General features: G+C 37.1%; 15 protein-coding genes. 9 read left to right on the top strand and 6 right to left on the bottom strand.

Going from position 1 to position 15176, the window contains the following annotated elements:
• Positions 1 to 12 precede the first annotated feature (12 nt).
• A complete protein-coding gene (locus H4J61_RS01400) occupies positions 13 to 2211 on the bottom strand; it encodes a hypothetical protein (protein ID WP_182183017.1) in 2199 nt (732 codons plus the stop codon).
• Entirely contained in the window at positions 2211 to 2801 is a 591-nt protein-coding gene (locus H4J61_RS01395) for a GNAT family N-acetyltransferase (protein WP_182183015.1), read from the bottom strand. The genes H4J61_RS01400 and H4J61_RS01395 overlap by 1 nt, the downstream gene beginning before the upstream one ends.
• 413 nt (positions 2802 to 3214) lie before the next feature.
• Here H4J61_RS01395 and H4J61_RS01390 point away from each other — a divergent pair, with 413 nt between their 5' ends.
• Positions 3215 to 3412, top strand: coding sequence for a hypothetical protein (locus H4J61_RS01390; protein WP_182183012.1), 198 nt, complete (start codon positions 3215 to 3217; stop codon positions 3410 to 3412).
• A 544-nt stretch (positions 3413 to 3956) separates the two neighbouring features.
• On the opposite strand, the gene H4J61_RS01385 is transcribed toward H4J61_RS01390, so the two are convergent.
• Positions 3957 to 4892, bottom strand: coding sequence for a LysR family transcriptional regulator (locus H4J61_RS01385; protein WP_182183010.1), 936 nt, complete (start codon positions 4890 to 4892; stop codon positions 3957 to 3959).
• Between the two features lie 121 nt (positions 4893 to 5013).
• Between H4J61_RS01385 and H4J61_RS01380 the strand changes: the two genes are divergently transcribed.
• The 6 genes from H4J61_RS01380 (at position 5014) to H4J61_RS01360 (ending at position 7984) form a co-directional block, all read left to right on the top strand.
• Positions 5014 to 6039 carry a zinc-binding alcohol dehydrogenase family protein gene (locus H4J61_RS01380; RefSeq protein WP_182183007.1) on the top strand — a complete coding sequence of 342 codons (1026 nt, stop codon included), beginning with the start codon at positions 5014 to 5016 and terminating at the stop codon, positions 6037 to 6039.
• Between the two features lie 72 nt (positions 6040 to 6111).
• A complete protein-coding gene (locus tag H4J61_RS01375; protein WP_182183005.1) occupies positions 6112 to 6402 on the top strand; it encodes a putative quinol monooxygenase in 291 nt (96 codons plus the stop codon).
• Between the two features lie 118 nt (positions 6403 to 6520).
• On the top strand, positions 6521 to 6646 hold the full coding sequence (locus H4J61_RS17835) for a hypothetical protein (protein WP_259363050.1): 126 nt from the start codon (positions 6521 to 6523) through the stop codon (positions 6644 to 6646).
• Positions 6643 to 6798 (top strand): hypothetical protein, encoded by a 156-nt coding sequence (locus H4J61_RS01370; protein ID WP_182183003.1) that lies wholly within the window; start codon positions 6643 to 6645, stop codon positions 6796 to 6798. The genes H4J61_RS17835 and H4J61_RS01370 overlap by 4 nt, the downstream gene beginning before the upstream one ends.
• Before the next feature lie 23 nt (positions 6799 to 6821).
• The gene (locus H4J61_RS01365) at positions 6822 to 7208 is read left to right on the top strand and encodes a VOC family protein (protein ID WP_182183001.1); all 387 of its coding nucleotides are present in this window, start codon (positions 6822 to 6824) and stop codon (positions 7206 to 7208) included.
• Entirely contained in the window at positions 7205 to 7984 is a 780-nt protein-coding gene (locus tag H4J61_RS01360; protein WP_259363049.1) for an oxidoreductase, read from the top strand. Before H4J61_RS01365 ends, H4J61_RS01360 begins: the two co-directional genes overlap by 4 nt.
• 300 nt (positions 7985 to 8284) lie before the next feature.
• Here H4J61_RS01360 and H4J61_RS01355 read toward each other — a convergent pair whose 3' ends face one another.
• Both H4J61_RS01355 and H4J61_RS01350 read right to left on the bottom strand, forming a co-directional pair.
• Complete coding sequence (locus tag H4J61_RS01355) at positions 8285 to 8692, bottom strand: ACT domain-containing protein (RefSeq protein ID WP_182182999.1); 408 nt, start codon at positions 8690 to 8692, stop codon at positions 8285 to 8287.
• Between the two features lie 27 nt (positions 8693 to 8719).
• Positions 8720 to 9034: a multidrug efflux SMR transporter gene (locus tag H4J61_RS01350; RefSeq protein ID WP_182182997.1), complete on the bottom strand. Its 315-nt coding sequence runs from the start codon at positions 9032 to 9034 to the stop codon at positions 8720 to 8722.
• A gap of 288 nt (positions 9035 to 9322) precedes the next feature.
• On the opposite strand from H4J61_RS01350, the gene H4J61_RS01345 reads away from it, so the two are divergent.
• Positions 9323 to 10210, top strand: coding sequence for a DMT family transporter (locus H4J61_RS01345; RefSeq protein ID WP_182182995.1), 888 nt, complete (start codon positions 9323 to 9325; stop codon positions 10208 to 10210).
• 335 nt (positions 10211 to 10545) lie between these two features.
• Here the strand turns inward: H4J61_RS01345 and H4J61_RS01340 are convergent, their stop codons facing one another.
• On the bottom strand, positions 10546 to 12600 hold the full coding sequence (locus H4J61_RS01340; RefSeq protein ID WP_182182992.1) for a methyl-accepting chemotaxis protein: 2055 nt from the start codon (positions 12598 to 12600) through the stop codon (positions 10546 to 10548).
• Between the two features lie 984 nt (positions 12601 to 13584).
• Between H4J61_RS01340 and nhaB the strand changes: the two genes are divergently transcribed.
• Positions 13585 to 15174 (top strand): sodium/proton antiporter NhaB, encoded by a 1590-nt coding sequence (gene nhaB / locus H4J61_RS01335; RefSeq protein ID WP_182182989.1) that lies wholly within the window; start codon positions 13585 to 13587, stop codon positions 15172 to 15174.
• Positions 15175 to 15176: the final 2 nt, after the last annotated feature.

The raw sequence follows: 15176 nt of genomic DNA, 5'->3' as shown, positions 1-15176 counted from the left end.
TTCGTCTAGCTGTTATTTTTCATTGCCATTCTTATTTACTAGCAAGATAATCAGCATCATTGCGAATAAGACCACAATACTCACCTGTAGGGGGCCTGAAATGTTAACCCCTAACTTGCTGCCGTTAAGGATATCAAAGATATCTTTCAGTGCACCTATAGATATCAATGCCATTGAACCAGATAAAACACGGGTAAAGCGTTTACTATTTCGAGTGCGTATCTTTTCATACAGCTTGGCTGTTTCTGAAATAATTTCTTCTTGGCGATTTTGAATCTTATCTAAAGTGCTCTGAGTGCGGATATGGAGTTTTTCAAAATCCATATGCTTGAAGACCTTTTGGATCATACGTGTATGATCCGGAAAGGTCATCATACTACCTGCGCTTATCAAATCCAGTAACCAATGGGCATCGTTGGTGAACTGTTTGAGGCACTCACCTTCAGTTTGTAACTTTTCTACACGTGATTTAAGCTTTGAAGCAGTAATTTTTTTATCGCTCAGCGTTGGCAATGCTTGATCTAAGCTAAATTTCAGTTGTTTATCTAACCGTTTATTGGTGAGCTGAAATAGATTATTAATGGCGGCAGCAACACCCATCATTTCGGCAGATTGTTCTATCACCCAATTAGGTTGTTGAAGTAGACCTAAAACGCACTCATGATGATTGGTATAAGCAAACTCTTCATGGTTATAGCAATCTTGGTTCAAGTTAAACGATTCTGAGTTCACAGTCCTAAGGCACCAGTCATCAACCGCGCTTCGCAGCTCTCGTTGCTGCAGGACAAAAACAGGGTAAGCAAAATGTGATTTAATCGATTTAGCCGTGACTGCAGCGCACTCGCCATCGACACATTCAACTATCCGGTCCAGCAATGTAGATACGTAGCGATTCTCTGTTTTATTAAACGAGAGGATGTCAGAAACAGGTTTTTCATAATGATCAAAATTGCTATTGAGGCTATTGGCTAATTCGATAAAACGATTTTCAGCGAACTCTTCTAGTAAGCCCATATCTTGATTGTGCCAGCGCATTTTTTGGTCCATAGCAAATGGGGTGCCCAGTGACATGGCATGTCGAACGCCACTTGCGCTAACATTATTTAATTGTGCTTTTAGGTTTAGTGCAAAAATACCCATGGGATAATAAATCAACTCAACTGCAAAATTAAGATTGGAGTCTTTGCCGTTTTTATTGCGGAATGGCATAGTTAACTCTGGCAATTGCCATGAATAAATATCTTCAAAGTTTTTTGAAATTCCAGCCCAAATATCATTAAGCATATTGCGTTGAGGTGCTTCTGCTCCCCAGTCTTCAAGATAGAGTTTATGTGTTTTTGGTGCTTGGTCAACGATGTTTGATAGCGATTGCCTTAACTCTCGTGTCACCGTGTGATTGACGCAAGCAAAGTATGAAATATTAATTGCCCCACGTTCGACAAAGAGTTCTCCTGAACCTTTTGGCCTATTTTCACTAAAAAATCTTAACGATGGCCAAAGCGCTTCCAAATCCGTCGACATAATGTATTTGTCATCGTCGGTTAATGCCTTTACTGCTTCCAGAAACTTTGGCCGAAGCTTGGCCATTTGTTGAGTAAGGATTTCAGGATCTCCCCAGCGGATAGCACACAGCTGGGCAATAATTGAAACGCCTGCACTAAAGTGACGATATGAGCTGAACTCTTGCACTAAATGCTCAGAATATAATTGGCACTCAACGTCATTAAACTCAGCGGTTAGTTCGTTAATACATACTAAGTGGGCATCAATATTTTCAGCTGCTTGTGCCATCAACCATTCTTGACTGGTATAAATACCGCGATCGATATAGCAAATATCAATTTGAATTACGGCGAACTGTTGTAGCGTTTTGTTGAATGCACACGAGGGTAACGCTTTTAATGCGGTAATGCTTGAGCGCACTAATGTTTCAGCATGATTATACCAATTACTCTCTTCGACCTCGTGGCGAGCGTAGCCATAGCAAGCACAAAACAATAATAATATTTCATCGTTGTTAATGTTCTCGATACTTTGAGTGGTTATTGTGGCTTGGTCTTCTAATTGATTAACAAGCGTAAAAGCGGGAGAATTGTTGGCTTGTAACTCTGTTTTTGCCCAATGGAAACATTGTTCAAAATTTTCTGAGCGAATATATTCAAAAAACTTGGTTAAAATGATTTGTTGTCCGATGTTCTGCTCGAATGACATTAATTTTCCTTGGATAAGATACGGTTGCGTTGTTGCTCTAATCTTGGATCATCAGGCATCAGGTAATAGCTTTGCAAGAATATTTGTTCAATGATGTCAGCAAGTTGATATTTAGAGGGGGGGGGGTGTTTCGAGCTAGCGTGATACATCAATGCCATTGGCGTTGATTGCATATTATCATAATGGGGTGAAAGATATTCAACATTGAGCGTGGTAAACCCTAATTGCTTGTAAAAGTCTTCAGGTCCCGACTCGGCCTCGACTAATAACCATTTTAAATCAGCGTTAGCATCGAAAAAATCAAACAATTCATTGCATAGCAGTTTGCCCAAACCTTTGCCCTGATGATGCGGCGCAATGAATAAATAACCTAACATGGCAAAAGACAAGGGCGAGTAAAGCTCAGTTAATGACATACCGAGCACTCGATTATCTTTGCACAGCAAGATGCATCGAGATTGTCCGTTGTTAATAGCTTGTTCAATGTCAACTATCGGCTCTCGCTCCCATTGAGGAAATATATCGCAATACAACGCAATAGCCTCTTGCCAGAGTGGACCCTCGGCATGTGTAAGTTGTCTAGTCTGCATGAATTTAACTACTTCTTCTTTTTCTAAATAATATCAAAACTAGGCCAGAAATGTTTCTTATTTTTCAACCATAACCAGAGATTATGAATATGGCCAAGCGGAGTATTGTACTTCTATGTTTTTTATGACAATTCCTATAATCTCGGCTCCAGATATATTGAAAGCTATAGGAGAAGCAATGATCGGTTTAATAGATTTTTCTCAGCACAACAAGATCACAAACTTAATGAGATTGGTATAAAAAGCCGATATTTTATCTATATCGGCTTAACGTTAAATTAGTTCTCGTTATAATTATATCGCTTTTAGTCAGGAAAATTGGCCAACTAATAACTTATGATGATTCTAAAGTAAGTTTAGATAAAATAAATGAAATAGACATCGGCCATTACCATGAGGCCTCTTGGGATAGTTTGGTATTAAACAACACCAATAAGCATTTCACACTCGCTATGATGGACTGTCATTTAAAACAACAATTAGATAAGTGTGAATACCTTGATTTATCTAGCAGTTCGAATCAAGTTGCTGTTGATGGTAAAACACCAAAACCATGGAAAGGATTTGATCACCGTTATTCTACCGGCATGAATTGGCATATGTCTAAATGATTTTATTAGATGTATCATGAATTTGATTAAAATCGCTTATCAAGCGCTTGGTAAATCGTCTTTTATCATCAACGTTTCGCCGCCTTTATTCGACGAAACACTAGTTAACGAGTTTCATACTGACGATTTTTAAGTGGTTTTATTCATAATTTCCGTCTCTGATTAAATAACAGCAATCATATTTCACGCACTTCGAAAACAATATAGCTAGCAATAAGAATTACATGCCCTGAGAATTCGTTAGTTAGCAATGGTGGTACCTGTAGCGTCGAAAGAAAAACTGAAAACATCAATGTTTTTTGGAGGCATTATTCGTATGAAGCAGGCACATGACCTGAACTAGTTAAGTATGACTTAATTCAGGACGGAAAGACTATAATGCGCTTCCAGGAAACACTAACCTAACCTCTTGACCCTGTACGCTTATCCACTGGCAACCTAACACTTAGTATTGTGTTAACATTAGTATCGTCCATATTCATTGGGTGGGTGGCTATATAGTCTAGTGCAGGTGTGAATATATTTAAGTAATAAATTAACTCTGCTATTCAACATCTGCCTTAGTTACAATACCTTTATCAATAAGTTGACTATATACCTCAGCACATTTCATTTTCAAATGCTCCCTAAGTAATCTAACGGCAGGAGTAATGGTTTGTCTACTTGGGCAAATAAGCCATAACTCAGTCGGGTTAAGGGTAAATTCGGTTAATATTGGAATAATCTTATTTGAAAGCAAATCATTTGACATATCTAAACTAGATTTCGCCGCTATCCCTTTACCGCTCACGCACCATCGTCTAACCAGTTCAGCGTCATTTGACGTACGATTACTTTGCATTTTTACTTTAATGATTTTACCTTGCTGGGAAAACGCCCAAACATCATGAAGCATGTCATGCAATTGATATAATAGACCATTATGTGTGGTTAAATCATGAGGATGTTTAGGGGCACCATTTTTTTCTAAATACTTAGGTGTTGCACAAAGTACTCGCGGCACATTACAAATTTTGAAACCATATAAATTAGCATCCGTGGGTGAGCCGTAACGTAGCGCGATATCAACCGGGTCACGATAAAAGTCGATATTACTATCGCTAATATGAAGTTTTACACTAACCCCTTTATGCGTTTGCATAAATTCATCAAGCCAAGGCAAAATTAAATGCCGACCTAAGTCAGACGGTACTGATATTCTTAACTCACCATCAATAATATCTAAGTCGTCTTTAACATTTTGCTTAGCTTGGTCGAGCATTTGTAATGCTTGTTCACAATGGGGAATGTATCTTTCACCAGCAATAGAAAGCCTTAAACGCCGAGTTGTTCGGATAAATAGTTCAACGTCAAGTGCACGTTCAACGCGTTTAATTGCCGCACTGGCGGTGGCTGTACTCATATCTAAGCTCGCTGCTGCTGCGGTAATACTGCGAAATTCAGCGACTTTTAAAATAACATTAAGATCTTCTAATAACATGATTGTCAAAAATAATTTGATAAAGATTCAATCATTATGCGGTTTCTTTATTATCAAGCAAGGCCTAATATTACTGCCAAGATAACTTAACGATTAATTGAAACATACTCAGGGGAAAAACATGAAAGCAATTGCCTACACTCAATCATTACCTATTAACGATTCAGCCTCTTTAATTGATATTGAACTACCACAGCCTACCGCTTCAGGGGTTGACTTATTAGTAAAAGTCTCATCAATTGCGGTTAATCCCGTTGATTACAAAATACGTCAGAATGCTGCACCAGAAGAAGGTGAATACAAAGTACTCGGCTGGGATGCTGTAGGTGAAGTCGTCGCGACAGGTGAATTAGTTAGCCACTTTAAACCCGGTGATAAAGTGTTTTATGCTGGCGATTTAAATCGCCAAGGCAGTAACGCCGAATATCAGTTGGTTGATGAGCGAATCGTTGGTCATAAACCGAAAAGCTTATCTGATAGCGAAGCCGCCGCATTACCACTAACAGCCATTACCGCTTGGGAATTATTGTTTGAACGTTTAGCCATAAAACAGCAACAACCTGACGCAAAAACGCAATCAAATGAGGTTATATTGATTGTTGGCGCTGCTGGTGGTGTAGGCTCAATTTTAGTTCAATTAGCGAATAAACTCACAGGTGCAACCGTTATAGCAACCGCCTCTCGTGAAAGTTCGGCAACCTGGGTGAAAAAATTGGGTGCTGATCATGTTATCGATCATACCAAACCATTAACGGCGCAGATTGAACAATTAAATATTGGCCAGGTAACGCATGTTGCCAGTTTAACTCACACAGATTCATACCTAGATAGCTATGTTGAGCTGTTAGCGCCTATGGGTAAAATTGCCTTAATTGACGATCCAAAATCCCTTGATATCAGCAAACTTAAATTAAAAAGTTTGTCACTACATTGGGAGTTTATGTTTACCCGCTCTATGTTTAAAACCACTGATATGAGCGAGCAACACCGCTTACTTAATAAAGTTTCTGACTTGATTGACCAAGGTCATATCCAAACCACGGTGGGCAAAAACTTAGGCACTATTAATGCCAAAAATTTAAGAGCTGCTCATGCAGAACTTGAATCAGGAAAATCAATCGGAAAAATAGTGTTAGAAGGTTTTTAAAAACCTTTTAAAAGTAAATATTTAAAAACGTTAACAACAATTAAACGCATTAAAAAGACAACGGAAATTAACATGACAACTTTAACCATAGTAGCAAACATCAAAGCAAATTCAGATAAAATTGCTTTAGTAAAAGCAGAGCTTTTAAAGCTTATTGACATTACCCGTGCTGAAGCTGGTTGTATCAATTATGACTTACATCAAGACAATGCCAACCCGGCACATTTTATGTTGTACGAAAACTGGCAAACACGTGAACTTTGGCAAACACATATGGCCAACCAGCATTTAGCTGATTATATGGCGGCAACAGAAGGTTGTGTTGAAGAGTTTGTTTTAAATGAAATGACCGTAATCGTTTAAGCACTATTTTTATTAAGTAGTTACCAAAGGTTTTGTAACATTTTATAAAACCTTTTTAGTCTTTCACCTGATTATAGTTAGCACCTTGTTATAGTTAATACCTTATTCGGAAAATATAATGAAAAGTAAGGTATCAAACAAGCTCACTCTAGGTGTCACTACTTTATCTTTTCATCATGTTGCCGCGTCATTAGTTAGCCATATTTTAATTAACATGGGATTTGAAGTAGCAAGCAATGGTTGAGCGAAGCACAATTGAAAACATTAACTGCTTTACGTTTTTCAAATGACATTATAGCTGAGCTTGATGATCAAATTTGTTATGAAAATAAAGCACTTGATGATGTCACACTCATATGGCTAAAATTGAATAGTTTTTTGACGATTAAAAATTAATTTGTAGTTAAATAGGAATATAAATGAATATTAAATTTGATCACATTTCATTAAGCGCTAAAAATCCTGAAAAAATGAGAGATTTTTTGGTTGCTCTATTGGATGTAAAAGTAGGTACTAGAGCAAAGCTTTCTTTTGATGGTTATTTTCTGTTTGCTGGAGATAAAGATGTTATCCATATTTTTGGTCAGTCACAGCCTGGTAAACACAACGCAACTGAAGCATCTGAACAAAATATTGTTCACCATATCAGTTTTTTCAGTGATAACTACAAGGATGTTATGGACAGAATTTCATCGCTAGATTTACACTATTCTATCAAACAAGCCTCTGACTCATCAAAAGTACAAATTTTTGTACGTGCTCCTGAGAATTTAATGATTGAAATACAAGCGGTACCACCAAAATGATGGATATTAATACTCATCCATTTTATATTGCTGCCCATGAATCAGGCAGTTTAGCCAGTAACATTCCGTTATGGGCAAGCCGAGAAGAAAACCCATTTAAAATTACTCGTGCAGCGTCGCAAGTTGTTACTCGCAGCGAAATTGAAGGTGTACCGAGCGCTTTCCAGTTATTAAATGTATTAAGCGCAGAAGAATGCCAAGCATTAATTGATGCGACCGAAAGCATGGAATATACAGAAGATGCGGCAGTATCGTTAGGCCGTAATATTCGCCATAACATGAACCTAAGTTGTATTGTAGATACAAGCACTGAACGACTTATTTGGTCGCGAGTAGCTCCATTAGTCAACGTAGAAAGTACCCCTCCTTTTGCGGGTAAAATACCATTAGGATTAAATCAACGTTTTCGTTTTTATCGTTATAAAAAAGGTGACTATTTTTCCACTCATACTGATGGTGCATGGCCTGGCAGTAAAATAGTTAATGAAAAACCCGTTACCGATGCTTTTGGCGATCGCTATAGTTTATACTCCTTTTTGATTTTTCTAAGTGACGAATTTACCGGTGGAGAAACACAATTTTTAGTGGATAAAAGTGACCCTACACGCCCTGCTAGAACCCCTAACAATGCACAATTAAAAGGTGTTCGCACACCGGTTGGTGGTGTTTTATGTTTTCCACATGGTACGCATCCATTACATTGCTTACATAGCTCTCAAATGATTACTCAAGGCGTGAAGTATATTATTAGAAGCGATATTTTGCTTAGCCTATAAACACATTCAATATTAGCTTCCAGTAAATGTGTTTATAGGCTATGCCGTAAGATATATACAGACGTTTTGGCAATCTATGGGCGATATATTATTGCCAAGCATAAAGTAGACCTTATACTTGTTTACAATCCCCAAAATTAGCCGACAAGCTTATATTTTCGCCGTGTGACATCACTTAAAGTGCTTAAAGTAAACGTCACCGGCAGGTTTAGTTAAGCCCTGATATCTAAAAGCCTCAGATTAAGTTTAAGCTACTACAAAGCAATTTTTACTGATAAACACATAACTTGGCTTACCTTATTATTGTTCCTGAAGGACAAGTTCATTTAGACAAGCCAATGCTTTTTCGGCATCTTTAGATGCAACAAATATATGATCATGATAATACGCCGCAATAACATTTGCGCTAATATTTGATTGTGTTAATTTGGTTGCAACAGCAGCCGTTAAACCAACAGCATCAAGGCTAGAATGTACATTTAAAGTGATACATTTAAACCTACCTGAATGTATAATATTAAACTCCTCCGCTTTTTCTTTTTTAACGATAACCGTTAATCCTTCTTTTTCTTGAAAGGTACCAATAGGTTCTAACTGGGCTAGCTGTTCATAGCTGTTAGTATCAAGCGTGCCAAAAACATATTCTGTTTCAGCAAGAACGGGCGTCATTGCAGCAATTAGTTTTTTTAGATCGATTTCACCAGACATATTTATTTACTCACTTTGTTGATTATATTAATTAGATATTTTTAAGCCAAGCACGCCAATAAATATTAAGCAAAAACAGCATAATTGCTGAAGCGTGATTGGTTGTTCAAAAAAATAATGGTTTATGATAGCAATGGATGATGCACCAACAGCCAACCAAACAATGTAAGCTGTAGTAATAGGAATTTCTTTTAAAGCAACTGAAAATAACACTAAACTAAGTGTCATAGAGAAAATTGCAAAGATGATATAATAGGGTTTCGTAAAAGATTCGGATTTTTGAAGACCAACTAACCAGCCAGCTTCTAAGGTTCCTGCAATAAATAAGATAAACCAAGACATGTAAGCACTCAATAATATAGAGGTCGTCCTCTGATATAAATAGAGCGGTGAGGTCGTCCTCACATCAAAACTGCTTAGGTTTGATAAGAGCATAACAGATAGTAATAAAAAATAAAACGGGAACATTTAAAGTTACTTTAGCCGCTCATTACTCACTCATTTTTGTCTATGGAACGAAATGAAAGCCATACGCTCACTTTCACGGTACTGCTACTTAACCAATAGGGTAAACTGCTGTATCGTGCTTTTTATTTATTAAACAGCATACAATAATATTTAGGAATTTTTTTGGACATTTGGATTTACTTCACTTTATTAGCGGCGCTTATGCAAGCCATTCGCACCGCCGGACAAAAGCAGCTTTCAAGCCACCTAAATGCCATGGCAAATACCGGTGTTCGCTACTTATATGTGCTACCTTTTGCTTGGTTGTATCTATGGTGGATACTTGAATATCGCCAGCTAGACATGCCAACAATTAATCCAAACTTCCTAAAATATGCACTGATCGCTTGTTTTGCCCAAATCATTGGCACAGTTTGTTTAGTTATTGCTTTTAAATATCGTAATTTTTCAGTCGCTTCTAGTTTAGCAAAAACAGAGGCTATTCTAGTTGCTGTTGTTGGCGCCTTACTCTTTTCAACCAGTTTAACTTATTTAGGGTGGTTTTCTGTTGCTGTTGGTGTTGTCGGTGTTTTACTCGTGTCAAAAGTAAAATTTACTTTTGACGATGTATTTCGTAACCCGGGTGCTGGATTTGGCCTTGCTGCTGGCTTAGGTTTAGCCATAACAACATTGCTGATAAGACAATCAAGTTTAGCATTAGAAACCGATTTACTACTCAGTGCTGCGGTCACCTTAGTATTTATGATCACGGTTCAATCAGTCATATCTTTTGTTTATGTCTATTTTCAAGACAAAAATCAATTAGGGTTAATGGTTAAGTATTGGCGTATTTGTTTGTTTGTTGGCGTAACCAGCCTAATAGGCTCTATCGGTTGGTTTACCGCAGCAAGCTTTCAAAATGCGGCTTATGTCAAAGCATTAGGGCAAGTTGAGTTTTTCATCACCTTGTTTATTACCTATAGAATATTTAAAGAAAAAATATCCTTAATAGAGTTCTTGGGGATGGCTTTAATCATTACTAGCGTAGTGATTTTATTACTCTGGGCATAGTAGTTAATTCGTTTGATCGAAAAATAAAGCTATGTTTTTATTGTTTATTTATACTTGATTTTTTATTGCTAGCCACACAACAAATGTAGCTATGCCATATTATAATTGGTGTGCTTTGTTTTTTAAGTGATGCTAATAAGTAGTCATAAAATGCCAAAAATTTTCATAGCAGCATCCTTTGTATTTACAACGCCCTATAACAAAAACTAAAAAACGGCCTTGAATCGATTTATGATTGAATTCGAAGACCGTTTTAAGCACTTTATTTACAACTGGCAGTTACACTGAAGTGGTCAAGTAAAATTGTTACAGGCTAGCTCAATTTATTAAATAATTTAGACTGTAAACCGTGTTGTCTTGGTGTGTAATTGTTTTACCGCACCTTGCATTTGTGATGTTGACTCAAGCATTTCGTTTGCCCCATTGGAGGTTTCGCTTGATATATCACGAATATTTACCACACGTTGATTCACATCTTCTGCTACTCGTGATTGCTCTTCAGTCGCAACCGCTATTTGGGCTGTCATCTGAGAAATAGACGCAACAGATTCAGTTATTTGATTGAGTACGTCATCGGCTTTTGATACTTCTTCAACACTACTTCTGGCCTTGTCTCGACCTAATTGCATTTTTTCTACCGCTTGTGTGGCGCTATGTTGCAATCGCTCGATTATCACACGAATTTCAGCCGTTGATGTCTGTGTTCTTTGCGCCAGTGTTCTCACTTCATCAGCAACTACAGCAAACCCTCGACCTTGTTCACCGGCTCTTGCAGCTTCAATCGCTGCATTTAAAGCAAGTAAGTTAGTTTGCTCTGCTATCCCTCGAATAACCTCTAAAACAGTTTCAACACTTTTACTTTCACTTTCAACCGCTTCAATCGCTGTTGCCGACTCTTCAACTTGAATAGCTAAGTCTTGAATAGAACTTGCGACATTATTAACAACCAAGTTACCTCGTTGAACATGATCATTTGACTCTTTCGTTAGGGAGTCGGCAGTAACCGCACTTGATGCTACTTCTTGCACTGTTGCGGCCATTTCATTTATGGCCGTTGCAACTTGATCTACTTCATCTAACTGTTGACCCGCTCCTTGTCGTGTTTGTGCAGCAACCGCTGCGACACGTTCTGAGGCAATGCCCATCAGATCAACTGAACTTAAAATACTGTTAATTAATATTGAAAATTCTTGCGCCATTTTATTTAAATGACCCGCTAAAAATTGTATTTCATTAGAGGTATCTTCAAAATCTTCCGAGCCTTCTACCGTAACACGCGTTCTGAGATCTCCTTGTCCCAATAGTTTCAAACTTTGAGCAATGGCATTTAAGGGTTTCAACCAATGCTTTAACGAAAGATAAACTAGCGCCAAAATAACCAACGCACTCAAAATGGTCATTGCAATTAAATTATTACGCAGTGAAACGCTTTCCTTTGTAAATTCATCGGTATAACTTCCTGCAGCAATAACCCAGTCCCAGCCATTAACATGCTTATAGGCAACTAATTTATCCTGGGCCTGTCCTTGGGCATTATTCCATTGGTAATGCATAACACCTGAATCACCATCAAGTAATTTTTTAAAAACTTTTTTGCCTGACGCATCTTCCATTGCGACAAGATTTTTTCCTTCAATGGAAGGATGAATAACTAGAGTTCCCTGCTTAGGGCCTTTTTTAGCTGAAATTGCATACAAATAACCCGTATCACCAAACTTAATTTTAGCTAATTTTTCCTTAAATGTTGCTAGCGATGCCGTATAGTTAAAACCAACATACATAATTCCTATAACCGCACCGTTGACATCTTTAAAAGGAATATATTTAGTCATGTAGTTACGACCAAATAAAAAGGCAGGTCCTTTATAGGTGTTACCTTGCATTAAAGTGGAATAACCAGGATGACTTTTACCTAACAAGGTACCAAAAGCCCTATCATTGTTTTCTTTACGTAAAGAGGTAGAAACACGAATAAAGTCATCATTGTATTTCATAAATATAGTCGCACTTCCCCCGGTCATTTTGGTGAATTCATCGGGTAATGAAAAATTGCCGTTAATTGCTTTATCGCCATGCATTAATGTCGGCACATCAAAGTTACCTACTCGGCTAATATTAGCCATATCAATGCTCAGGTCATTTGAAAACATATTAAAGAAAATATCACCTAACTGACTGGTCCTTTGTTCTAAGGTCTCATGAAAAAATTCAAAATTTCCTGATATCGACTTTAATTCACGATTCAGTTGTTGCTCAACGCCTTTAATTGCGCCTCTACTGGTGTCATAAGAAACATAAAGTGTTAATAGCGAAAAAACTGCCAATGTAATAATAAAAACAATCGTTGTTAATTGATAAACAATGGATAACTTATTAAATTTTTTAAGCATAAAAAGGTCTCATATTAAATAGTAAAAATTAAAGGTCTATAAAAACAATATGTAATGTCTTTTTTACGTTAGTGAACTATACCAAGTCTAAAAGACTGGCAATAGGACTTAAGGTGATTTAACAGATCCTTGGTAAGTAATCAGCTTAAAGCTAAGGGTTAAAAATTATGATTTTAATATTATTGAATAACTTGTTGAATGTATTGTGTTTAAAAGTAGCTTCATTGGTTTTCCTGCTAGCCACTTTCTCCTCAAGAGCCCAATCTATTAATCTGTATACAGGCAATAAATTTAGCTAGCTATTGTATATAAACCGACAAAAATCTAGTCAAAACACTTCACGGGGCCTTAACAATAAAACCAAAAGTTAAAGTGATAATTTGTTCACAGATGTAATTAAAAACACACCTTTAATGATTCAAGCAATAATCTAACTTAGTAAAAATGGAAATACTAACATCTATTTCAAAATATAATCAAGTGCATGAATCAGCAGATAAAGCCGTTCAAACATCAGCCTGATAACAGTATTTTTTTTCTATAACAACTATAAAGCGACTATATAGCAACTAAGTAGTTAAATTAATTTTTAAAGCTATTTTAGTAAGATTTTTGATACCTATGAGTGCGAGAGGCATCAAACGCTCAACTTCATTGGCGCTAGTCATAAACCAATATCCCCTAAAGCTGCCATGTTAAATTCACCTTAGCTTTATCGCTATTTTTTAAGTATTCTAAAATCAAAAGTTTTTCTTATACCTGCTGAATTTGCCATTTTTTAAAGCGTGCTTCTTGATGCGAAAATTACATTTACTGCCCTAAAGGTCCTTTTCAATACCCAACAAGCTTGATCTGACTTATTTACAATAGTTCAATTAACGCTTAAACTCTTGAACTCTTAAATTTATAAAAATAATTAAAAAAAATAATTAAAAAACGTTTAAGTCACACTAACCCTAGCTCTTAATTTTCAAAAGGTTCATCATGCAGCAATCATTCATGAATGCGTTTTATAAAAACTTTCTTGGCAATTCGCCAGAATGGTACAAAATCGCAATAATTACATTTTTAGTAATCAACCCATTACTATTTTTCGTTGTCGACCCCTACATTGCCGGTTGGGCATTGGTTGTTGAGTTTATATTTACTCTAGCAATGGCACTAAAATGTTACCCTTTACAACCCGGTGGCTTACTCGCTATTGAAGCAGTTGCCATAGGTATGACAAGTCCAAATCAAGTCATGCATGAGATGATCTTAAACTTTGAAGTGATCTTATTATTAATCTTTATGGTTGCCGGCATTTACTTTATGAAAGGCTTGTTACTATTTTTATTCACTAAAATAGTCACTAAAGTTCGTTCCAAAGTGATGGTGTCTTTACTGTTTTGTTTCTCTGGGGCCTTCTTGTCGGCCTTCTTAGATGCGCTTACCGTCATTGCTGTAATTATAAGTGTCGCTATTGGTTTTTACTCTGTTTATCACAAGGTTGCTTCGGGTAAAGATATTAAAGTTGACCACGATCATACCAGTGACCATGAATTAGCTGAATACTCTCGTGTTGATTTAGAGCAGTTTCGCGGCTACTTACGTAATTTAATGATGCATGCTGGTGTGGGTACCGCTTTAGGTGGTGTATGTACCATAGTTGGTGAGCCACAAAACTTAGTTATTGGTCAACAAGCCGGCTGGGAATTCCTTGAGTTTGCTATTCGTATGTCACCAGTAACTATTCCAGTGTTTTTTGCTGGTATGATAACCTGTGTACTTTTAGAGAAAGTAAAATGGTTTGGTTACGGCGTTGCTTTACCAGAAAATGTTTACAATGTGTTGAACGACTACGATATTGCAGAAAGTAAAAAACGTAATAAGCTTGATAATGCCAAACTGATTATTCAAGGTGCAATTGCCGTTTGGTTAATTGTTGGTCTGGCATTACATTTAGCACCCGTTGGTATGATTGGCTTATCTGTCATCATTCTAGCCACTGCTTTTACGGGTATTACTGAAGAGCATCAAATTGGTCATGCCTTTGAAGAAGCGCTACCTTTTACTGCTCTATTAGCTGTGTTCTTCGCGATAGTTGCTGTTATTGTCGATCAGGGTTTATTTACGCCTGTTATTACTTGGGTGTTAACCTTTGAAGGTAACATGCAGCTTGTTATGTTCTATCTGGCAAATGGCTTACTTTCTATGGTAAGTGATAATGTATTCGTTGGTACGGTTTACATTACAGAGATTCAAAAAGCACTAATGGCTGGCCAAATTACCCGCGACCAGTTTGATTTATTAGCGGTAGCAATTAACACAGGTACAAACTTACCCAGTGTGGCAACACCGAATGGTCAAGCAGCGTTCTTGTTCTTATTAACCTCAGCACTAGCGCCGTTAATTCGTTTATCTTATGGTCGTATGGTTATTATGGCGTTCCCTTATACCATAGTGTTAACTATCGTTGGTTTACTGGCTATCTCAACGGGACAGTTAACCAAATACACCCAGTATTTTTATGATGAAAATATTATTCAGCATCACAGTGCAAAGCCTGAAACTAGTGCCCCTGGTGGTCACTAATA

It is taken from the genome of Colwellia sp. MB3u-4, assembly GCF_014077065.1.
In the GTDB taxonomy this organism is placed as follows: domain Bacteria; phylum Pseudomonadota; class Gammaproteobacteria; order Enterobacterales; family Alteromonadaceae; genus Cognaticolwellia.
The sequence above is the reverse complement of the archived record's forward strand: the minus strand, read 5'-3'. Positions and strand labels throughout refer to the sequence as shown.